Below are 20,441 nucleotides of genomic sequence, written 5' to 3'. Positions count from 1 at the left end.
AGATCAAGCCATGAACATCCAGTTCGTCGAACCCGACCTGCACTGGCAGGCCGCCCAGCACGCCGCCGAAGCCGCCACCGCGCATGCTGCCGCGCTGGGCATCCGCATTCATGTGGCGGTGGTCGATCACGCCGGGCACACCCTGGCCTACCTGCGCATGAACGGCGCCTTCCTGCATTCCGAAGGCATCGCCGTGGACAAGGCCTATACCGCCGCCAGCTTCGGCTTTCCGACCCGCGACTGGCTGGACGTACTCGGCGACAACCCCCGGCTGCGCATCGGCCTGCCGGCCCGCGACCGGCTGGTGGTATTCGGCGGCGGCCTGCCGATCCTGGTCGATGGCATGTGCATCGGCGGCATCGGCGTTTCCGGCGGTTCGGAAGAACAGGACGAGGCCTGCGCCAAGGCCGGGCTCGCGGCGCTGTTCAGCGAAGAGACCTAGAGCTCAAAAAGTTACGGATGACGCCTACTGGCGGCCCATTCAGGCGCGATGGCCGAACAGGTTCGGCCCTACGGTTGCCCACCATCCGGGCAGTCTCGGCAAGGCTCACAACCCACCCAGCGTCACCGCCGCCAGCACCAGATAGCGCGCGCCCTTGGCCAGAGTCACCAGCAGGAGGAAACTCCACAGGGGTTCGCGCAGCATGCCGGCGACCAGAGTCAACGGGTCACCAATGATCGGCACCCAGCTCAGCAACAGTGACCAGCGCCCGTAGCGGTGGTAGCTTCGTCGGGCTTTTTCCAGCTGCTGCGGACTCGCCGGGAACCAGCGCTTGTGACGCAGGCGTTCGATGGAGCGCCCCAGCAGCCAGTTGACGAGCGAGCCCAGCACATTGCCCAGCGTGGCCACCAGCAGCAGGATCGCGACGGAGAAGTTTTCGCTGAGCAACAGCCCGACCAGCAACGCCTCAGACTGTGCCGGCAGCAGCGTGGCGGCGGCGAAGGCGGCCATGAACAGGCCCAGGTAGGCGGAAAGGTCGAGCACGTTTTTTACCGTTCGGTTGCCAGCGGCGCGGGCGGCAAAGTACCAGAGGAATTGCATGAAAGGCAGGTTGATCTATCTCATCGGTCCTTCCGGTTCGGGCAAGGACAGCCTGCTCGATGCCGCACGCGAGCGCCTGGCCGCGCGTGGCGTGCGCATTGCCCGGCGGGTCATCACCCGTTCGGCCCAGACTCAAACCCAGTCGCTTGGCGAGGACGCGCAGGCGGCAAGCGAAGACGAGTTCGAGCGCCTCGAGGCCAGCGGCGCCTTCGCCATGAGCTGGCGGGCCAACGGCCTGGCCTATGGCATTCCGCTGCAGATCGAGCAGTGGCTGGCCGAAGGCAGCGATGTCGTGGTCAACGGCTCGCGTGGCTACCTGCCCCAGGCGCGCCTGCGCTATCCCGATCTGCTCGTGGTGCTGCTGAGCGTCAGGCCCGAGGTGCTGCGCCAGCGTCTGCTGGCGCGCAAGCGCGAAACGCCCGAGCAGATCGAGCAACGCCTGGCACGCAATGCCCGCTTTGAAAGCGCGGCGAACGACCTGCATCTGCTGGACAACTCCGGCGATCTCGAACTGACGGCACAGAAGTTTCTGCACCTCCTTGAGGTATGAAGCTCGGATTGTCGTAGGTCGTGTTAGCCGAAGGCGTAACCCGACATCCCAAGAGCCTTATCCGGGCATGACAGTCCGCCCCCATACGAAGTTCCTCACGCCCGGAACGGCTAACCGGGCATAGCCTTTCAGAACCCGGAACCCGGTCGCGCGAGATAATCCTGCTCGGCTGCGCTCGACACGCGGCCAAGGATCGCATTGCGGTGGGGGAAGCGGCCAAAGCGGGCGATCACGTCGCGATGACGTTCGGCGAAGTCGAAAAACTCATCGAAAGCGGGCCGTTCTTCTGTGGCAGCCATGTCGCGCAGCGCCATGAACTGAGCCACGGCCAGATCCTGATCGGCCAGGTTCTCGGCATGCTCCAGCACCAGATAGATAAACACCCGTTCGAGGGGCGCGAGCAACCTGTCGCGTCCCTGCGCCATGCCGTCGCTGACCTGTTGTCGGGCACGCGCATCACCGGCAAATGCCCGTGGCGTGCCACGATGGAGCATTCGCGGCAGCTGGTCGAGCAGCAGGATCAGCGCCAGCCAACCCTGCTCGGAATCAGTCCACTCCTGCAGGCCATCGGCGAGCGCCTGTTCGCACAGATCGCCGAAACGCTCACGCGCTTCACGGTCCTGCTCCGGTTTGTAGCCGAACCACAGCCGATGTTTTTCGTTGACGATCTGTTGCGCCGTGCGGCCTTGGCCAAACCACCAGTCCAGCAAGTCCTGCCACGGCGCGCGCATCATTCAGCCCTTGTGATAGCCGGTGACACGCTCGACTTCTTCCGGCGAGCCGAGGAACACCGGCACGCGCTGGTGCAGGGACGTCGGCTGGATGTCGAGGATGCGCTGCTGGCCATTGGTGGCAGCGCCGCCGGCCTGTTCGATGATGAAGGACATGGGATTGGCCTCGTACATCAGGCGCAGCTTGCCGGGCTTCTCCGGCTCACGTGCGTCCCAGGGGTACATGAACAGGCCGCCACGGGTGAGGATGCGATGCACGTCGGCCACCATCGAGGCGATCCAGCGCATGTTGTAGTTCTTGCCCAGCGGGCCTTCCTCTCCGGCCAGCAGTTCGCTGACATAGCGCTTGACCGGCTCGTCCCAGTGGCGCTGGTTGGACATGTTGATGGCGAACTCGGCGGTGCTGTGCGGCACCCGGATGTTCTCGTGGGTGAGCACGAAGCTGCCCAGCTCGCGATCCAGGGTGAAGCCCATCACGCCGTTGCCCAAGGTCAGCATCAGCATGGTCTGCGGGCCGTAGATGGCATAGCCGGCGGCGACCTGCCTGGTGCCTGGCTGAAGGAACGCCTCTTCGCCGAGGGCATCGTTCTGGGTGAAACATTCGCCAGGGCAACGCAGCACCGAGAAGATGGTGCCGACCGACACGTTCACGTCGATGTTGGATGAGCCATCCAGCGGGTCGAATACCAGCAGATAGGCACCCTTGGGGTACTTGCCGGGAATCTGGTAGGCATTGTCCATTTCCTCGGAGGCCATGCCGGCCAGGTGGCCGCCCCATTCGTTGGCTTCGAGCAGGATCTCGTTGGACAGCACGTCCAGTTTCTTCTGTACCTCGCCCTGAATGTTTTCACTGTCGGCGCTGCCGAGCACGCCGCCCAGCGCGCCCTTGGATACCGCGTAGCTGATTTCCTTGCACGCCCGCGCCACAACCTCGATGAGGAAGCGCAAATCCGCAGGGGTGTTGTTGCTGCGAGTCTGCTCGATCAGGTAGCGGCTCAGGGTTACGCGTGACATGGAATGACTCCGGGAGAGGGGAAAACCCGCGCAGTTTAGCAGGGCACGGGGCTACTAATCTCCCTCAGACCGACCATGGTCTGCAGGAGTTCAGCGAAACGGTGAATGACCACTCGCCGGGCGGTGGCGCATTACCCGGCCTGCATCACCTTCCAGATATCCTCGGCGTATTCGCGGATGGTCCGGTCCGAGGAGAACCAGCCGGTGCGCGCGGTATTGAGCACGGCGGAGCGCCACCAGCTGTCGGGGTCGCGCCAGCGTGCCTCGACGTCCAGCTGCGCCTGCCAGTAGGCTTCGAAGTCGGCACAGACCATGAAGGTATCCTGCCACTTGAGACCGTCGATCAGCGCCGTGTAGCGGCCCGGATCCTCGGCGGAGAAAGCGCCGTCGCGAATCGCCAGCAGCACCTCGCTGAGTCGCGGCGAACCGAAGATGGTCGCTTCGGCGTTGTATTCGCCGGCCTGCTTGCGCGCTTCCACCTCCTGCGCGGTCAGGCCGAAGATGAACATGTGCTCCAGGCCGATCTGTTCACTCATTTCCACATTGGCGCCATCCAGGGTGCCGATGGTCAGCGCGCCATTGAGGGCGAATTTCATGTTGCTGGTGCCCGAGGCCTCCAGCCCGGCGGTGGATATCTGCTCGGAAAGGTCTGCCGCGGGGATGATGCGCTCGGCCAGACTGACGTTGTAGTTGGGCAGAAAGACCACCTTGAGCAGGCCGCGCACGGTCGGATCGTCGTTGATGGTGCGGGCGATGTCGTTGGTCAGCTTGATGATCATCTTGGCGGTGTGATAACTGGCCGCCGCCTTGCCGGCGAAGATCTTCACGCGTGGCACCCAGTCGCCGCCCGGATCGGAACGAATCGCCTGGTACAGCGCCACGGTATGCAGCAGGTTGAGCAGCTGCCGCTTGTATTCGTGGATGCGCTTGACGTGAACGTCGAACAAGGCCGTGGGATCGACGCAGATGCCCAGGCTTTCCTGGATCATGTGTGCCAGCAGCTGCTTGTTGGCCAGGCGCTGGGCGGCGAAGCGTGCGCGGAACTGCGCCTGTTCGGCAAAGGGTTCCAGCCTGGGCAGCAGGGCTTGTGGTGCATCGAGCAGGGCGCTGCCCAGGTGCTCGACCAGCAGGCTCGTCAGCTGTGGGTTGGACTGGTACAGCCAGCGGCGAAAGGTGATGCCGTTGGTCTTGTTGCTGATGCGCTCGGGGTACAGCCGATGCAGGTCGGTGAACACCGTTTCGCGCATCAGCTGGGTATGCAGCGCCGAGACGCCATTGACGCAGTGCGAGCCGAGAAACGCCAGGTTACCCATGCGCACCCGGCGCCCATTGCCTTCCTCGATCAGCGACACCGAGCGCAGCAGTTCGAGATTTTGAATGCCGCGCTCGCGCAAGGCATCCAGATGCTGAGCGTTGATCAGGTAGATGATCTGCATGTGGCGCGGCAGCAACCGCTCCATCAGGCCCACCGGCCAGGTTTCCAGGGCTTCGGGCAGCAGCGTGTGGTTGGTATAGGACAGGGTCGCGACCGTGAGCTCCCAGGCCTTGTCCCAGGGGATGTCCTGCACATCCACCAGCAGCCGCATCAGCTCCGCCACGGCGATGGCCGGGTGGGTGTCGTTGAGCTGGATGGCGGCGAATTCCGGCAGGTTCAGCAAGGTACCACGCTGATCCAGGTGCCGGCGCAACAGGTCCTGCAGAGACGCCGCGACGAAGAAGTATTCCTGGCGCAGGCGCAGCTCCTGGCCGGCTTCGGTGCTGTCGGCGGGATAGAGCACCCGCGAGATGCTTTCGGCACGGGCGCCTTCGGCCACCGCACCGACATGGTCGCCGGCATTGAAGCGCTCCAGATGGAAATCCGCCTCGGCACGGGCGCGCCACAGCCTCAGCGTGTTGACGCTGGCCCCGCGCCAGCCCACCACCGGCGTGTCGTAGGCAATGGCGCGCACACCTTCGGCCCAGTGCCAGAAATGCTTGGGCTCCTTGCCGGGGGCTTCGGCGGGCAACGCCATGACGCTGCCGCCGAAGCCGATCAGGTAGCTGACTTCGGGCCGCTCGAACTCCCAGGGATTGCCGAAATTGAGCCAGGTCTCGGTCTGCTCGTGCTGCCAGCCATCGACGATGGCCTGGCGGAACAGGCCGTGATCGTAACGAATGCCGTAGCCATGGGCGGCGATGCCCAGTGTGGCCATGCTTTCCATGAAGCAGGCGGCCAGCCGCCCCAGGCCGCCATTGCCCAACGCCGCATCCGGCTCGGTCAGGCGAATGCGCTCGAAATCGACATCGATCCCGGCCAGCGCCTGGCGGGCGGTTTCCAGCAGCCCGAGGTTGCTCAGGCTGTCGATGAGCAGCCGGCCAATCAGGAATTCCAGGGAGAGGTAATAGACGCGCTTCTTGCCCTGGCGATAGCTCTCGCGGGTGCGGTCCATCCACTGATCGATCATGCGGTCGCGGGTGGCCAGCGCCACCGCCTCGAACCAGTCGTGATCGGAGGCATGCTCGGGGTCCTTGCCGATGGAATAGGTCAGCTTGGCGAGAATGGTGGTGCGGAAGGCTTCGACTTCATCGGCGGAGGGTGCGTGCGATTGTTGCGTCATGGACGGGCCTCGTAGCGCTGCGCGAATGGCAATGTGAGAGGTTTGCAGGTTTGACCCGGCTGCGGGTAACCATCTGTCGGGGTTCGACTCGTCGGTTTCACTGGAAATTCCACCCCGCCCCGTTATGATCGCGCGCCCTCATTACCGAATTGCGCACCGTGAAGACCCGACTGATCGCTTCTGCCGACCCCGACCGCCTGGAAACCTGGGCGCGCTACAGCAACGGTCTGTGCCGCGACTGTCGTGCCACCTGCTGCACGCTGCCGGTGGAAGTGCGCATCGACGACCTGATCCGCCTGGAACTGGTCGACGCCTTCGAGCGGGAAGAGCCGGCGAAGAACATCGCCAGGCGACTGAGCAAGGCCGGCATCGTCGAGCATTTCAACCAGAAGCACGGCATCTTCACCCTCACCCGTCTGGCCAACGGCGACTGCCTCTATCTCGACCGGCAGACGCGCCTGTGCACGGTCTACGCCAAGCGTCCGGATACCTGTCGCAACCACCCCGGAATCGGCCCCAGGCCCGGTTACTGCGCCTATCAGCAGAAAACCGTCGCACGCTGATAGACGGCCTCGGGAAGGCTCGGCAAAAGGCGACGGACACTGGCAATATCGTGACTCAGCAGTCATGCTTTACGTCTGCCTGTATCTGCAACGTTTAGGAACCCGCCCGGCATGAGTCGCGACAGCCGCTATCTGGAAGACCTTCTGCACCACGACATCCCGTTGACGCGCGCGCTGGGGCTGCGTGTCGAGCAATGGGAAAATCACGAATTGCGTGTGAAGGTGCCGCTGCAAGCGAACATCAATCACAAGAGCAGCATGTTCGGTGGCAGCCTCTACTGCGCCTCGGTGCTGGCTGGCTGGGGCTGGCTGCACCTGCGCCTGCGCGAGGCCGGCATCGAAGACGGGCATATCGTCATCCACGAAGGGCAGATCGATTACCCGCTGCCGGTGGTCGACGATGCCACGGCGGTTTGCTCGGCCCCTGACGACAGCGCGTGGGAGCGCTTCGAAACCATCTACCGCCGCCGTGGCCGTTCGCGCCTGACGCTGCACAGCCGCATCCTGACCGCCGATGGCCGCGAAGCCGTGCGCTTCACCGGGCAGTTCGTGCTGCACAAGTAGGCTGTACCCGACGAGGCTTCAGAGCGAAGCCTCGCTCTTCACTCCGCCACGACCGTGCGAACCGGTCCGCGAGCTTTTCAGCGGCCTGCAAGCTCCTATTGCCCCGCACCCACAGTGCGCAGGGCCGCATTCATTCGGCCAACAGAGCCGCCAAAGGCCGAACAAGTTCGGCCCTACGGAATCGCAGCGAACGTGATTTTCGCGGGGATTGCCCGCGAGATTCTCAGTGTGCCTCGAAAGCTCGCGGACAAGTCCGCTTGTATGGCGTTAGGGTAGGAACCTGTCGGGGGTGGAGGGACAAAGTCCGCTTCTGCAAGCCAGACGGTGGGAGACTTCCCCCATCCACGCGCTCACGACAAGCGCCGATAAGGAATCCATCGGATTGAGTGGCTGCTCATACCGACAATACCGGCAAGCCTGCGCCATTGTGAGCCCCGACAGGTGATCTTCATCTTCCCCGTCGGAGAGCGCCATGACAAGCCAAGTTGCAGTTATCGGAATCGATGTGGCCAAGGAGACGCTGAGCGTCTGCGATACGCGGTCTGGTGAGGTGTTCGAGCTAGCCAATGACCGTCGCACGATCAAGGCCTGGCTCAAGACTCTACCTGGGTGCTGCGCCATCGCTATCGAAGCCACAGGCATCTACCACATGGATGTTGCGACCCTGGCTCATGCCAAGGGGCACCGGATTTACGTCATCAACGGCTTCCGCCTGAGCAACTATCGCAAGGGCATTGGTGGGCGAAACAAGGACGACCGTAGCGACGCCCAACTGTTGGCCCGTTACCTGTCTCATGAGCAGACTCAACTGGAGCCCTGGCAACCGCCGAGCAAGGCGTACTGCCGCTTGCAGACGTTGTTACATCGTCGGGCAACGCTCGTTCGGAGCGCGACATCGCTGCGTCAGAGCTTCTCTCAGGACCGCACACTGGCCAATGCACTGAAGCCGGTCCTCAAGCGTATGGCCGTCCTAGAGCGGCGCTTGGAGAAGGCGATTCAGACAACTCTGGACGAGGCCGGCCTGAAGGAACAGAGCAAGCGCTGCCAAGCCATCGAGGGTATTGGGCCTCTGACTGCTGCAGCGCTGAACCTGGCGTTTCTGCGAGGGTACTTTCGCAACAGCGACGCCTTCATCGCATTTCTGGGACTGGACGTGCGGCTCAAGGAGTCTGGCCGTTACAGCGGTCGACGGAAGCTGACCAAGCAAGGTGATCCGGAGATCCGCCGGCTACTGCACAACGCCGCCATGTCTGCAGCCCGCACCAAACGATGGAAGGAAATCTATCTGGGCTATCTAGCACGCGGACTGAAGAAAAACCGAAGCTTTGACCATCCTGGCCCGCAAACTCGCCCGAATCGCCTTTGCCCTCATGCAGAAGCAGACGGCCTACCAACCACAGGAGGTGAGGCCGTCGTTGACATAGAATCTCCCACAGGCCCGGTATGCACACGAGCCATCGTGGGAGGGGCCTTGGCCGCGAAGGGAACCACACCGATGGTTCGGGTATTGCTTCGCAGGCATAGCCTGCTCCCACAGGATCGGCATGCACACGAGCCATCGTGGGAGGGGCCTTGGCCGCGAAGGGAACCACACCGATGGTTCGGGTATTGCTTCGCAGGCATGGCCTGCTCCCACAGAATCGGCATGCACACGAGCCATCGTGGGAGGGGCCTTGGCCGCGAAGGGAACCACACCGATGGTTCGGGCATTGCTTCGCAGGCATGGCCGGCCCCCACAGGACCAGTATGCACACGAACCATCGTAGGAGCGGGCCATGCCCGCGAAGGGAACCACGGCAATGGCAACGCAGTGCCCTTCAGACGTAGCGCGACTTGGGCGTGGCCATCGGCAAGGGGCCATCGCCGATCAGGCGGAACTCGCCACGCGCCGCATCGTAGGCGCGAATTTCACTGGTGCCGATGTTGTAGAGCCAGCCGTGAATGAACAGCTGCCCACTGGCCAGGCGTGCCGCCACCGAGGGGTGGGTACGCAGGTGTTCGAGCTGCGCCAGCACATTTTCCTCGGTGAGAATGCGCAAGGTGCTCTCATCGGCACAACCGCAGTTTTCCTCCACCACGGTGCGCGCCACCTCGGCATGGCGCAGCCAGCTCCTGACCGTAGGCATGCGCTCCAGACTGGACGGGTCGAGCACCGCCTTCATCGCACCGCAATCGGAATGCCCGCAGACGATGATGTGCTTGACCCCCAGCGCCATCACGGCGAACTCGATGGCCGTCGAGACGCCCCCGTTCATCTGGCCGTAGGGCGGCACGATATTGCCGACATTGCGGGTCACGAACAGGTCGCCCGGCGAGCTCTGGGTGATCAGTTCCGGCAGGATTCGCGAATCCGCACAGGTGATGAACATCGCCCGCGGCGTCTGTTCGTTGGCCAGTTTGGCGAACAGCTCGCGCTGCTGCGGATAGACATCCTCGCGAAAGCGCATGACGCCCGCGACCAGGTTGTCGAGCGCTTCCTGCGCGGTTTCATTAGGCGTGTCTTCGAGGCACATGTTCGACATCTCTTCTGATGGGTTGCCCCGCCCCGGCGCGGCAGGCGAGCGGTTACCGGCTGGCGCTTGAACGCTCAGGGTGCGGGTGTGGTTATTCGCCGCGAATGTACTGTTCGAGATGCTGGATCAGGCTTTCTTTCTCGGCGACCAGTTCCTTGACCACGTCACCGATGGAGAGCATGCCGACCAGCTTGCCCGCATCCAGTACCGGCAGGTGGCGCAGGTGCCGATCGGTCATCAACTGCATGCACTCCTCCAGTCCCTGATGAGGTTCGATAGTCACCAGGCTGGACGTCATGATGGCGCTCACCGGCGTGGCGAACGACGAACGCCCTTTGAGCACGCACTTTCGCGCATAGTCGCGCTCACTGACGATACCCACCAGCTGACCATCGTCGCCGACCACCGGCAGGGCGCCGACGTTCTTTTGCGCCAGTATCTGCAGCGCATCGAGCACGCTGTCGGTCGCTGCGATGGTGTGTACGTTCGAGTCCGACTTTGCATTGACGACCTGGCCAACCGTTTTCATCGTTTCATCTCCTCCATGCCAGCCCCTGCCGGGCGGGCTCTAGCATCATCCGTGATCACGAGGCAGTAAAGCGTTTTCCACGTCGGTCGGCGCCGGGTCTGTATCCGGCTGCTACAGGCGGCAAAGGGACGCCACTTCTCTGCCGACACACCCGGATGTCAGACGATTTCGATCAGCAGGTCGCCAGGCGTTACGCGGTCGCCCTTGGCGACGTGAACGGCCTTCACCGTGCCGGCAATGGGTGCCTGGATCTCGGTTTCCATTTTCATCGCCTCGCTGATCAGCACCGGCTGTCCTGCCTTGACCACATCACCCTCCTTGACCAGCACATCGACGACATTGCCCGGCATGCTGGTGCTGACATCGCCCGGCGCGCTGGCCTGCTTGCGCTTGCCGCCGCCCTCGCCGACGAAGTTGTTCAGCGGCTCGAACACCACCTCTTCCGGCATGCCGTCGATGGAAAGGAAGAAGTGACGCTTGCCCTCGCCCTTGACGCCGACACCGGTGATATCGACGCGGTAGCTCTCGCCGTGTACATCGATGACGAACTCGGTCGGCACACCCTCGTCTGCCGGAGAACTCACACCACTGCCATCGGGAATCGGCAGCAGCACTTCCGGAGCCAGGGTGCCGGCGGCGCGCTCTTCGAGGAACTTGCGTCCGATATCCGGGAACATGGCGTAGGTCAGCACATCTTCCTCGGTCTGCGCCAGTTGGCCGACCTCACCGCGCAGGCGCTCCATTTCCGGTTTGAGCAGGTCCGCCGGACGGCAGACGATGACGTCTTCATGGCCGATGGCCTGGAAGCGCAACCGCTCGCACACGTCGCCCGGGGCCTTGCCGTAGCGGCCCTGCAGATACAGCTTCACCTCGCTGGTGATGGTCTTGTAGCGCTCGCCGGCCAGCACGTTGAAGAACGCCTGGGTGCCGACGATCTGCGAAGTGGGCGTGACCAGCGGCGGATAGCCGAGGTCCTGGCGTACCTTGGGTATCTCGGCCAGCACTTCATCCATGCGGTGCAGGGCGCCCTGCTCCTTGAGCTGGTTGGCCAGGTTGGAAATCATCCCGCCGGGCACTTGGTTGACCTGCACGCGGGTATCCACGCCGGTGAACTCGCTCTCGAACTGGTGGTACTTCTTGCGCACGGCGTAGAAGTACAGGCCGATTTCCTGGATCAGTTTCAGGTCCAGCCCGGTGTCGTATTCGCTGCCCTTGAGCGCGGCGACCATGGACTCGGTACCCGGATGGCTGGTGCCCCAGGCCATGCTGGAAATGGCGGTGTCGATGCGGTCAGCGCCGTTCTCGATGGCCTTGAGCTGACACATGCTGGCCACACCAGCGGTGTCGTGGGAATGCACCACCACCTCCAGTTGCGGCAGCGCATCCTTGAGCGCCTTGACCAGCGCGCCGGTGGCGTAAGGGGTGAGCAGGCCGGCCATGTCCTTGATGGCGATGGAGTCCACGCCCATGTCGGCCATGGCCTGAGCCTGGGCGACGAAGGCCTCGGTGGTGTGTACCGGGCTGGTGGTGTAGCAGATCGTGCCCTGGGCATGCTTGCCGCTTTTCTTCACGGCGCGGATGGCGGTTTCCAGGTTACGCACGTCGTTCATCGCGTCGAAGATGCGGAACACGTCGATGCCGTTCTCGGCGGCCTTGGCGACGAAGGCTTCCACCACGTCGTCACTGTAGTGGCGATAGCCGAGCAGGTTCTGCCCGCGCAGGAGCATCTGCAGACGGGTGTTGGGCAACGCCGCGCGCAGCTGGCGCAGGCGCTCCCACGGGTCTTCCTTGAGGAAGCGCACGCAGGCATCGAAGGTGGCGCCACCCCAGACTTCCAGCGACCAGTAACCCACGCGATCGAGTTTCTCGCAGATCGGCAGCATGTCCTCGGTGCGCATGCGGGTGGCCAGCAGGGACTGGTGGGCGTCGCGCAGGATGGTGTCAGTAACGGTGATCTTCTTGTAGCTCATGTTCTTCTCCTCGCTGGAGGCTAGAGGCTGAAGGCTGGACGAGGCACGAGGCTGTCGTTCAGCCTTTAGCTTTCCAGCCTCCCGCGGCTGTTCTTTACAGGCCGGCGTGGGCGGCGATGGCGGCAGCGATGGCCAGGGCCAGCTCGCCCGGCTTGCGCTTGATCGAGTAGTTCAGCAGTTCGGGGTGGTTGTCCACGAAGCTGGTGTTGAAGTTGCCACTGCGGAATTCCGGGTTGGCGAGGATCTGCTGGTAATAGGTCGCCGTGGTCTTCACGCCCTGCACGCGCATGTCGTCCAGCGCACGCGAACCGCGGGCAATGGCTTCTTCCCAGGTCAGCGCCCAGACGATCAGTTTCAGGCACATGGAGTCGTAGAACGGCGGGATGGTGTAGCCGGTGTAGATCGCGGTATCGGTACGCACACCGGGGCCGCCGGGGGCGTAGTAGCGGGTGATCTTGCCGAAGTTGGGCAAAAAGTTGTTGCGCGGCTCCTCGGCATTGATGCGGAACTGGATGGCGAAACCGCGGTACTGGATGTCTTCCTGCTTGACCGAGAGCGGCAGACCCGAGGCGATGCGGATCTGCTCGCGGACGATGTCGATGCCGGTGATTTCCTCGGTGATGGTGTGCTCCACCTGCACGCGGGTGTTCATCTCCATGAAGTACACCTCGCCATCGGCGAGCAGGAACTCCACGGTGCCGGCGTTCTCGTAGCCGACGGCCTTGGCGGCGCGCACCGCCAGATCGCCGATGTAGGCGCGCTGTTCGGGAGTGAGTTGCGGGCTGGGAGCGATCTCGATGAGCTTCTGGTTGCGCCGCTGGATCGAACAGTCGCGCTCGAACAGGTGCACGGTATTGCCGAAGGAATCGGCCAGCACCTGCGCCTCGATGTGCCTGGGCTCGACGATGCATTTTTCCAGGAAGACATCCGCAGAACCAAAGGCCTTGGTCGCCTCGGAGATTACCCGTGGATAGGCATGCCGCAGTTCCTCGGCAGTATTGCAGCGGCGAATGCCGCGCCCGCCGCCGCCGGAAGTGGCCTTGAGCATCACCGGATAACCCAGGCGTCCGGCCTCGCGCAGTGCTTCGTCGAGGTCGACGACATTGCCCTCGGTGCCGGGCGTGACCGGCACGCCGGCCTTGATCATGCTGCGCCGCGCCTCGGTCTTGTCGCCCATGCGGCGAATCACTTCCGCACTCGGGCCGACGAACCTGATACCGCGCTCGGCGCAGATTTCCGCCAGTTCAGGGTTTTCGGACAGAAAGCCGTAGCCGGGATGCAGCGCATCGCAGCCGGTTTCCACCGCCAGGTTGACCAGTTTGCGCGGGTTCAGATACCCGGCCAGCGGATCTTCACCAATGAAATAGGCCTCGTCGGCACGCTTGACGTGCAGCGCATGACGGTCGGCCTCGGAGAATACCGCCACCGAACGAACGCCCATTTCGGCGCAGGCCCGCACGATGCGAACGGCGATTTCACCGCGGTTGGCGATCAGCAGCTTCTTGATCACTGTCTTCCCTCGGATCGATGAGCGAACGACCCGAGCGACGGGCCGATGACCGCTCGCCTTGGCAAGCGAGCGTTTTTCACCCTACGCCCATAAAGGGGATTACCGAAAATGAATAATTGTTTGATTAGAGATAAGTAAAAACTTATAGCTGTGCCAGAATGCACACTCGTTCATACCTATACAGCAGAAAAACAACGGAAATAGGCAGCGAAAACGATGCGAAGATCGCTGATGCGCATAACCCTGCGCCAATTACAGGTTTTCCGCGCGGTCTGCGAAAGCCGCTCCTATAGTCGTGCGGCGGAAGAAATGGCGCTGACTCAGCCCGCGGTGAGTCTGCAGATCCGTCAACTGGAAGAGCTGGTGGGCCAGCCGCTGTTCGAATACCTCGGCAAGAAGCTCTACCTCACCGATGCCGCCGAAGCGCTGCAACGCGCCAGTACCGATATCTTCGGTCGGCTGGACAGCCTCGACATGCAGCTTTCCGACCTGCGCGGTTCGCTCCAGGGACAACTGAACCTGGCCGTGGAGTCGAGCGCCAAGTACATCACCCCGCACCTGTTCGCGGCCTTCAAGCGCCAGCATCCGGACGTCAGCCTGCAACTGCTGGTGGTCAACCACGCCCAGGCGGTCAAACGCCTGTCGGTGAGCCGCGACGACCTGCTGATCATGTCGCAGGTGCCGACCGACATGGACCTGGAGTTCCTGCCCTTTCTCGACAACCCGATCATCGCCGTGGCGCCGCCCGGACATCCGCTGAGCCATGCCGCCGAATTGTCGCTGCAGGACCTGACACCCTACCCGCTGCTGGTTCGCGAGCCCGGCTCCGGCACGCGCAAGGCCAGCGAAGACTACCTGCGGCAAAAGCGTGCGCATTTCGCCCAGACCATTCAGGTGGCCTCGCTGGACGCGCTCTGCGAAGGCGTGGTGGCCGGCCTGGGCGTGGCGCTGCTGCCGCGTCACGCCGTACATCTGGAACTGGCCAGCGGGCTGCTGCGCGAGTTGCCGGTGGTGGAATTGCCGCTGTACCGCAGCTGGTGCGTGGTGCATCCGCGCGGCAAACGCCTGAGCCCGGTGGCCCAGGCGTTCTTTACCTTCATCCGTGAAGAACGCAGCCAGATCAGCGCGCTGGCGACGCGCTTTGCCGGTACGCCGCTGCACCACGATCGATACTGAGCAGCTCGGGAAACTCCATCAGCTGCGCCTGCAACCGGCGCTGTTCGTCATGGTTTTCGATCGCGCGGCGAAAATACATGCGCCGTTCGTCCTGCTGCTTGCGACGGGCGCGGGCTTCGAGATTGACATAGGCTTCGCGGTACTGGGACATGTGCTGTTCTCCCGAAACAGGATTGAGGGGAGGTCAGCATGACGGCCACGTATGACGGTCCTGTGAATGCGCGCAGGGAGCCAGCCCGGACGTTGCCGTCCACCCTGCCGCCGCATAGAATGCGACGAATTCTCATTTAAGTAGCCGGCGCTGGGCGCCAGGGATTCCACCATGCGCCCCGTCTCGCCAGGCGACACATCGCATCACAGCCAACTGCATCGGCTCTACAGCGAGCACCACGGCTGGCTGCAGGGTTGGCTGCGCAGGCGCCTGGGCTGCAGCGCCGATGCCGCCGACCTGGCACAGGACACCTTCTTTCGCCTGCTCACCCGACCACCACTGCAACTGGCCGAGCCACGCGCCTACCTGGCGACCGTCGCCAACCGCCTGCTGATCAACCTCTACCGTCGCCGTTCGCTGGAGCAGGCCTACCTGGAAGCCCTGGCCAGCCTGCCGGAAGACGAGGCGCCCACGCTGGAACGCCAGGCGCTGATACTCGAAGCCCTCAACGAAGTGGACCGGGTGCTCGCCCGCCTGCCGACCAAGGCGCGCCAGGCCTTCCTGATGTCTCAGCTCGAAGGCCACACCCAAGAGCAGATCGCCAAGCACCTGGGCATCCACGTGCGTTCGGTGCAGCGTTACCTGGCGCGGGCCTACGAGGAATGCATCGTGCTCGCCGCGGAACTGCCATGAACGCGCCGCCCATCGACCGCCGCATCGCCCGCGAGGCTGCACGCTGGTTCGTGCGCCTGCAGGGCAACGCCAGCGAAGCCGAACGGGCCGCCTGCGCCCACTGGCGCGCCAGCCATGCCGACCACGAACGCGCCTGGCGCCTGGCCGAGCGCTTCCATGCCCGCCTGCGGGAGATTCCCGCCGAGGTCGGCATGTCAGCCTTGGAACGGACTCAAGGCATCGACCGCCGCGACACCCTCAAGCTGCTCGCCCTGCTCATCGCCGCCGCACCGCTCGGTGCGATCGGCTACCGCGAACTGCCCTGGCGCGCCTGGAGCGCCGACCAACGCACCGCCGTTGGCGAACGACGCGAGCTGACCCTGGCGGATGGAACCCAGGTTCTGCTCAACACCGACAGCGCCCTGGACGTGGTCTTCGACGACGACCTGCGCCTGTTGCGCCTGCGCGCCGGTGAAATACTGGTGACCACCGCCCAGGACCCCGCCGGTCGGCCCTTGCTGGTGGAAACCGCCGAAGGCCGGGTGCGTCCGCTGGGCACGCGCTTCAGCGTGCGCCAGTTCGAGGACGAAACGCAGGTGGCGGTATTCGAGGGTGCGGTGCAACTGCAGCCACTACATGCCGCCCAGCACCTTCTGTCGGCGGGCCAGCAGGCCGTTTTCGCGGCGGATCGCATCGAGGCGCCCGTGCCGCTGGCCGCCCATGCCGGCGACTGGACCCGGGGGGTGCTGCGCGCCGAGAAGATGCGCCTGGCCGACTTCGCCGCCGAACTGGCCCGCTACCGCCCCGGCCTGCTGCGCTGCGACCCGATGGTGGCCGGGCTGCTGATCTCCGGCGCCTTCCAGCTGCACGACACCGACCAGGCCCTGGCCGCCGTGGCCCGCACGCTGCCGGTAGAAATCCACTATCGCACCCGCTACTGGGTGACCATCGCACCAAGAGCAAGCTGAGCACCTGTAGGAGCGGCCCATGGCCGCGAAACGTCCACCAGACCGTTGCGGCGCGTTGCCTTGTATCGCGGGCATGGCCCGCTCCTACCGAGTACGTACCAAGTAAATAGGAATCGTTGTCGTCTTTTCCATCGGTGGCGTGTCCTCCCCGTAAACACCGCCAATACCGACCGACGGGGAACACTCGATGCGACAACCACAATGGCACCGCCAACCCTCCCATCTCCTGGCTCGCGCCATACGCGGCGCGGCCCTCGGCCTGCTGGTCGCAGGCAGCGGCCTGGCCAGCCCCACGCTGCTGGCCGACACCACCGCCCAGCAGCAAAATCGCCACTACAGCATCCCCGCCGGCCCGCTGAGCGCCGCGCTGACCGAATTCGCCAGCCAGGCCGGCATCACCCTGGCCATCGAACCGGCGCTGGTGGAAGGCCGACGCAGCCAGGGATTGAATGCCGACACAAGCATCGACAAAGGCCTGCGCCAGCTATTGCAGGGCAGCGGATTGCGCGCGATATCCCAGGGAGGCAGTGCCTACACGCTCCATCCGGCGCCGGATGGCACGCGGCTGGAGCTCGATGAAGTCACCATTACTGGCCGGAGGCTGGAGACCGTTACCGAAGACACCGGCTCCTACACCACCAGTGGTGGAAGCAACACTGCCACTCGCCTCGGTTTAACCCCACGCGAGACCCCGCAAACCGTCACCGTCGTGACCCGCCAGCACATGGATGACTTCGGCCTGAACGGACTCGACGACGTGATGCGCCATACTCCCGGGATTACGGTAGTTCCATACGACAGTGAGCGCACGACCTACTACTCACGTGGTTTTGCCATCAACAGTTTTCAGTACGACGGCATCCCAACCACGCGTGATATTCGCTATTCCTCGGGCGATACCCTGAGCGACTCGGCCATCTACGATCATATCGAGGTATTGAAAGGGGCAAGCGGCCTGATGACCGGCATGGGTGATCCGGGCGGTACCATCAATCTGATTCGCAAAAAACCGACACGTGAGTTCCATGGTCACGTGACGGCTGGCGCCGGCTCCTGGGATAACTACCGTACCGAGGTCGATCTCGGCGGGCCTTTGACCGAAAGCGGCAATGTCCGCGGGCGAGCCGTAGTGGCCTATCAGGACAAACACTCCTATATGGATCACTACGAGCGCAAGACCAAGGTCTACTATGGCGTGCTCGAATTCGACCTGTCGCCCGACACCCTGCTGACCGTCGGCGCCAACTATCAGAACAGCACCCCCAAAGGCACAGCCTGGGGCGGCACGCCGCTGTTCGACAGCAACGGCAACTTCAACGACACTTCCCGCTCCTTCAACCCAGGCGCAAAGTGGAGCAGTTGGGAGCAGTACTCCAGAAGCGTTTTCGCAACCCTAGAACACAACTTCGCAGGCGGCTGGGCGGCAAAGGTCAACCTGACCCACCAAGTCAACGGATATGATGCCCCGCTATCGGCTGCAGCCGGCGGCCAGCCCGACCCGGCTACCGGCGAGGGCGCCATTCTATCCTTGGGAAAATTCGACGGAGAGATCAAGCAAAATGCGATCGATGCCTATGTAAAGGGCCCTTTCAGCCTGATGGGCAGAGAGCATGAAGTTGTTATCGGCGCTAACGCTTCGCGGCGCGAGTGGAAAACCAAAGACTTTTTCCCTCCCTACGACAGCGCGGTCGAGGACTTCTACAACTGGAATGGCAATATTCCCAAACCGGACTGGGGCGATGCTTATCCAACCGAGGAGACCACTCGGGAGCTCGGCGGCTATATCACCGGGCGTTTCAACTTGCACGACGACCTCAAACTGATACTCGGCAGCCGAGTCGCTGATTACCGAGGCGAAAACACAACTGAAACGGGAATCTGGGTACCTTATGCCGGCGTGGTCTATGACCTGAACGAATTGTTTTCGCTATATGCCAGCTATACCAGCATCTTCAAACCGCAAACCCGTATGGACGAGCAAGGAAAGACCTTGGAGCCGCTCGACGGAGACAGTTACGAGACAGGGATCAAGGGCGAGTTCTTCGATGGTCGACTCAATGGCAGCCTGGCCTATTTCGAAGTCACCCAAGACAACTATGCCGTTCTCAGCGGCGGAAGAACTCCAGGTGGTAGCTCAGCCTATACAGCGGTCCAGGGAGTGAAGACTAAAGGCTATGAAGCTGAACTATCGGGCGAACTACTCCCAGGATGGCAAGTACAAATGGGCTATACACACAAGACCGCACGCCGCAATGGAGTGAAGGTCGCCACCTGGGAACCCGAAGACCAGTTCAGTATCTACACGACCTACAAGCTCCCCGCGCAGTTCGCCCCGCTCACCGTAGGCGGCGGTGCTCGCTGGCAGGGCAAGAGTTGGAGCACACTGACAAACCCGATTCGCGGTGGCAGCGAAGAGCTAACCCAGGAGGCTTTCTGGTTGTTGGATCTGATGGCACGCTACCAGATTACCCAGAACCTGTCGGCATCCTTGAACGTGAACAACCTCCTCGACAAGAAGTACTATTACAATTCCCAAATCCACAGCTACTCTTGGGGCAATCCACGCAGCGTGTCGATTTCCAGCCGCTGGGACTTCTGAGTCAATGATCGATGCAGGGTGGATAACGCGAAGCTTATCCACCATCTACCTACAGGATGCGGCCCATCGGCAACATCACCCTCCTCCGCCTTGGTGGAAAACGCTTCGCGGTTTTCCACCCTACGGCCTGCATCCCCACGCGAGAGCACAGACGCAATGCAGCCGCCGTTTGCTTGAAACTTGTGGCTGCACTTCACTCCTCGATGTTCTTCACCGACTTCGGCGACAGGCGCAGGCTGCGCAGGCTGCGCTTGACGCTTTTCAGGTGGTTGACCAGATTCGGGCCGCGCGCCATGGCCACGCCCATGGCCAGCACGTCGATCACCACCAGATGGGCGATACGCGAGGTCAGCGGCGTGTAGATCTCGGTGTCTTCCTGCACGTCGATGGCCAGATTGATGGTCGCCAGTTCCGCCAGCGGCGTCTGGCTCGGGCAGAGGGTGATCAGTGTCGCGCCGGACTCGCGCACTACATTGGCGGTGATCAGCAGGTCCTTGGAGCGCCCCGACTGCGAGATGCAGATCGCCACGTCGGTGGGCTTGAGGGTCACTGCCGACATCGCCTGCATGTGCGGGTCCGAATAGGCCGCGGCGCTGAGCAGCAGACGGAAGAACTTGTGCTGGGCATCGGTGGCCACCGCGCCGGATGCGCCGAAGCCGTAGAATTCCACGCGCTCGGCCCTGGCCATGGCGGCGATGGCCTTTTCCAGCGCAACGGGATCGAGATGCTCGCGCACTTCCATCAGGGTGTGCAGCGTGGTGTCGAAGATCTTCTGGCTGATGTCGCTGGTCGAATCGTTCTCGCTGATGGCGAACTGGCCGAAGCTGGCGCCGGCGGCCAGGCTCTGGGCCAGTTTCAGCTTGAGATCCTGGAAGCCCAGGCAGCCAATGGCCCGGCAGAAGCGCACGATGGTCGGCTCGCTGACGCCGACCACATGGGCCAGATCGGCCATGGAGCTGTGCATCACAGATGCCGGGTCGAGCAGTACATGATCTGCCACCTTCAATTCGGACTTGCGCAGCAGGCTTCTCGATTGGGCAATATGTTGCAGCAGGTTCACGGGGCAGGCTCGCTATGCTCGGCACCTGACGGCGGCACACGCGCAACGCCGCGCATGGCCCTAGCCTGTCAGACTTTGTGTAGTGGGCTTGTAGTTATACTACAAGAACCGCAACATCGCCCACCTTGGACTGTCGAAAACCATCTGCCATCCAGGCTGTTTGATCAGCAGGCCGTTGAAACGTTGGCGAGGCAGGCAAGACGAGGCGCAACGACCAGCGGAAGTAACAGCC

Annotated in this window: 18 protein-coding genes and 1 pseudogene; 9 read left to right on the top strand and 10 right to left on the bottom strand. The window is 63.1% G+C overall.

Annotation, left to right across the window (positions count from 1 at the left end; translation table 11 throughout):
• Window positions 1–10 precede the first annotated feature (10 nt).
• Window positions 11–442, top strand: a complete 432-nt coding sequence (locus ACYCFC_RS18075; protein WP_459652469.1) for a GlcG/HbpS family heme-binding protein — start codon at window positions 11–13, stop codon at window positions 440–442.
• 105 nt (window positions 443–547) lie between these two features.
• Here the strand turns inward: ACYCFC_RS18075 and ACYCFC_RS18070 are convergent, their stop codons facing one another.
• Window positions 548–985 (bottom strand): VTT domain-containing protein, encoded by a 438-nt coding sequence (locus ACYCFC_RS18070; RefSeq protein ID WP_181083358.1) that lies wholly within the window; start codon window positions 983–985, stop codon window positions 548–550.
• 55 nt (window positions 986–1,040) lie between these two features.
• On the opposite strand from ACYCFC_RS18070, the gene phnN reads away from it, so the two are divergent.
• Window positions 1,041–1,592 (top strand): phosphonate metabolism protein/1,5-bisphosphokinase (PRPP-forming) PhnN, encoded by a 552-nt coding sequence (phnN, locus tag ACYCFC_RS18065; RefSeq protein ID WP_459652468.1) that lies wholly within the window; start codon window positions 1,041–1,043, stop codon window positions 1,590–1,592.
• 128 nt (window positions 1,593–1,720) lie between these two features.
• Here the strand turns inward: phnN and ACYCFC_RS18060 are convergent, their stop codons facing one another.
• The 3 genes from ACYCFC_RS18060 to ACYCFC_RS18050 all read right to left on the bottom strand — a co-directional run bounded on the left by ACYCFC_RS18060 (window position 1,721) and on the right by ACYCFC_RS18050 (window position 5,934).
• The gene (locus ACYCFC_RS18060; RefSeq protein WP_459654026.1) at window positions 1,721–2,323 is read right to left on the bottom strand and encodes a DUF924 family protein; all 603 of its coding nucleotides are present in this window, start codon (window positions 2,321–2,323) and stop codon (window positions 1,721–1,723) included.
• A 3-nt stretch (window positions 2,324–2,326) separates the two neighbouring features.
• A complete protein-coding gene (locus tag ACYCFC_RS18055; protein WP_181083288.1) occupies window positions 2,327–3,337 on the bottom strand; it encodes a class 1 fructose-bisphosphatase in 1,011 nt (336 codons plus the stop codon).
• A gap of 131 nt (window positions 3,338–3,468) precedes the next feature.
• Window positions 3,469–5,934 carry a glycogen/starch/alpha-glucan phosphorylase gene (locus tag ACYCFC_RS18050; RefSeq protein WP_459652467.1) on the bottom strand — a complete coding sequence of 822 codons (2,466 nt, stop codon included), beginning with the start codon at window positions 5,932–5,934 and terminating at the stop codon, window positions 3,469–3,471.
• 158 nt (window positions 5,935–6,092) lie between these two features.
• Here ACYCFC_RS18050 and ACYCFC_RS18045 point away from each other — a divergent pair, with 158 nt between their 5' ends.
• The 3 genes and pseudogenes from ACYCFC_RS18045 (at window position 6,093) to ACYCFC_RS18035 (ending at window position 8,485) form a co-directional block, all read left to right on the top strand.
• Entirely contained in the window at window positions 6,093–6,497 is a 405-nt protein-coding gene (locus tag ACYCFC_RS18045) for a YkgJ family cysteine cluster protein (RefSeq protein WP_459652466.1), read from the top strand.
• 111 nt (window positions 6,498–6,608) lie between these two features.
• Window positions 6,609–7,061, top strand: a complete 453-nt coding sequence (locus tag ACYCFC_RS18040; RefSeq protein WP_181083284.1) for a thioesterase domain-containing protein — start codon at window positions 6,609–6,611, stop codon at window positions 7,059–7,061.
• 472 nt (window positions 7,062–7,533) lie between these two features.
• Window positions 7,534–8,485 (top strand): annotated as a pseudogene (locus tag ACYCFC_RS18035) (IS110 family transposase).
• A 393-nt stretch (window positions 8,486–8,878) separates the two neighbouring features.
• On the opposite strand, the gene ACYCFC_RS18030 reads toward ACYCFC_RS18035, so the two are convergent.
• From ACYCFC_RS18030 to ACYCFC_RS18015, 4 genes are all read right to left on the bottom strand, one after another.
• On the bottom strand, window positions 8,879–9,583 hold the full coding sequence (locus ACYCFC_RS18030) for a carbonic anhydrase (RefSeq protein WP_423835582.1): 705 nt from the start codon (window positions 9,581–9,583) through the stop codon (window positions 8,879–8,881).
• Window positions 9,584–9,665: 82 nt separating this feature from the next.
• Entirely contained in the window at window positions 9,666–10,103 is a 438-nt protein-coding gene (locus tag ACYCFC_RS18025) for a CBS domain-containing protein (RefSeq protein WP_181083281.1), read from the bottom strand.
• Between the two features lie 158 nt (window positions 10,104–10,261).
• Window positions 10,262–12,073 (bottom strand): sodium-extruding oxaloacetate decarboxylase subunit alpha, encoded by a 1,812-nt coding sequence (gene oadA / locus ACYCFC_RS18020; RefSeq protein WP_459652465.1) that lies wholly within the window; start codon window positions 12,071–12,073, stop codon window positions 10,262–10,264.
• 94 nt (window positions 12,074–12,167) lie between these two features.
• Window positions 12,168–13,583, bottom strand: coding sequence for an acetyl-CoA carboxylase biotin carboxylase subunit (locus ACYCFC_RS18015; RefSeq protein ID WP_181083277.1), 1,416 nt, complete (start codon window positions 13,581–13,583; stop codon window positions 12,168–12,170).
• Between the two features lie 216 nt (window positions 13,584–13,799).
• Between ACYCFC_RS18015 and ACYCFC_RS18010 the strand changes: the two genes are divergently transcribed.
• Entirely contained in the window at window positions 13,800–14,759 is a 960-nt protein-coding gene (locus tag ACYCFC_RS18010) for a LysR family transcriptional regulator (RefSeq protein ID WP_459652464.1), read from the top strand.
• Here ACYCFC_RS18010 and ACYCFC_RS18005 read toward each other — a convergent pair.
• Entirely contained in the window at window positions 14,704–14,910 is a 207-nt protein-coding gene (locus tag ACYCFC_RS18005; RefSeq protein ID WP_181083274.1) for a PA3496 family putative envelope integrity protein, read from the bottom strand. The two genes, ACYCFC_RS18010 and ACYCFC_RS18005, sit on opposite strands and share 56 nt — an antisense overlap.
• Before the next feature lie 171 nt (window positions 14,911–15,081).
• Between ACYCFC_RS18005 and ACYCFC_RS18000 the strand changes: the two genes are divergently transcribed.
• From ACYCFC_RS18000 to ACYCFC_RS17990, 3 genes are all read left to right on the top strand, one after another.
• A complete protein-coding gene (locus tag ACYCFC_RS18000) occupies window positions 15,082–15,603 on the top strand; it encodes a sigma-70 family RNA polymerase sigma factor (RefSeq protein WP_459652463.1) in 522 nt (173 codons plus the stop codon).
• Window positions 15,600–16,550 carry a FecR domain-containing protein gene (locus tag ACYCFC_RS17995; protein ID WP_459652462.1) on the top strand — a complete coding sequence of 317 codons (951 nt, stop codon included), beginning with the start codon at window positions 15,600–15,602 and terminating at the stop codon, window positions 16,548–16,550. The genes ACYCFC_RS18000 and ACYCFC_RS17995 overlap by 4 nt, the downstream gene beginning before the upstream one ends.
• A 187-nt stretch (window positions 16,551–16,737) precedes the next feature.
• Window positions 16,738–19,149: a TonB-dependent siderophore receptor gene (locus tag ACYCFC_RS17990; protein ID WP_459652461.1), complete on the top strand. Its 2,412-nt coding sequence runs from the start codon at window positions 16,738–16,740 to the stop codon at window positions 19,147–19,149.
• 193 nt (window positions 19,150–19,342) lie between these two features.
• Here ACYCFC_RS17990 and hexR read toward each other — a convergent pair whose 3' ends face one another.
• Window positions 19,343–20,209, bottom strand: a complete 867-nt coding sequence (gene hexR / locus ACYCFC_RS17985; RefSeq protein ID WP_459652460.1) for a transcriptional regulator HexR — start codon at window positions 20,207–20,209, stop codon at window positions 19,343–19,345.
• Window positions 20,210–20,441 lie beyond the last annotated feature (232 nt).

The organism is Stutzerimonas sp. NM35, from assembly GCF_054604355.1.
The sequence above is the reverse complement of the archived record's forward strand: the minus strand, read 5'-3'. Positions and strand labels throughout refer to the sequence as shown.

Excerpts from the sequence above, each read along its gene's own strand:
- ACYCFC_RS18075 (WP_459652469.1), top strand. The coding sequence starts at position 11 with ATGAACATCCAGTTCGTCGAACCCGACCTGCACTGGCAGGCCGCCCAG.
- phnN (WP_459652468.1), top strand. The coding sequence starts at position 1,041 with ATGAAAGGCAGGTTGATCTATCTCATCGGTCCTTCCGGTTCGGGCAAG.
- ACYCFC_RS18060 (WP_459654026.1), bottom strand. The coding sequence starts at position 2,323 with ATGCGCGCGCCGTGGCAGGACTTGCTGGACTGGTGGTTTGGCCAAGGC.
- ACYCFC_RS18055 (WP_181083288.1), bottom strand. The coding sequence starts at position 3,337 with ATGTCACGCGTAACCCTGAGCCGCTACCTGATCGAGCAGACTCGCAGC.
- ACYCFC_RS18050 (WP_459652467.1), bottom strand. The coding sequence starts at position 5,934 with ATGACGCAACAATCGCACGCACCCTCCGCCGATGAAGTCGAAGCCTTC.
- ACYCFC_RS18040 (WP_181083284.1), top strand. The coding sequence starts at position 6,609 with ATGAGTCGCGACAGCCGCTATCTGGAAGACCTTCTGCACCACGACATC.
- ACYCFC_RS18030 (WP_423835582.1), bottom strand. The coding sequence starts at position 9,583 with ATGTCGAACATGTGCCTCGAAGACACGCCTAATGAAACCGCGCAGGAA.
- ACYCFC_RS18025 (WP_181083281.1), bottom strand. The coding sequence starts at position 10,103 with ATGAAAACGGTTGGCCAGGTCGTCAATGCAAAGTCGGACTCGAACGTA.
- oadA (WP_459652465.1), bottom strand. The coding sequence starts at position 12,073 with ATGAGCTACAAGAAGATCACCGTTACTGACACCATCCTGCGCGACGCC.
- ACYCFC_RS18010 (WP_459652464.1), top strand. The coding sequence starts at position 13,800 with ATGCGAAGATCGCTGATGCGCATAACCCTGCGCCAATTACAGGTTTTC.
- ACYCFC_RS18005 (WP_181083274.1), bottom strand. The coding sequence starts at position 14,910 with ATGTCCCAGTACCGCGAAGCCTATGTCAATCTCGAAGCCCGCGCCCGT.
- ACYCFC_RS18000 (WP_459652463.1), top strand. The coding sequence starts at position 15,082 with ATGCGCCCCGTCTCGCCAGGCGACACATCGCATCACAGCCAACTGCAT.
- ACYCFC_RS17995 (WP_459652462.1), top strand. The coding sequence starts at position 15,600 with ATGAACGCGCCGCCCATCGACCGCCGCATCGCCCGCGAGGCTGCACGC.
- ACYCFC_RS17990 (WP_459652461.1), top strand. The coding sequence starts at position 16,738 with ATGCGACAACCACAATGGCACCGCCAACCCTCCCATCTCCTGGCTCGC.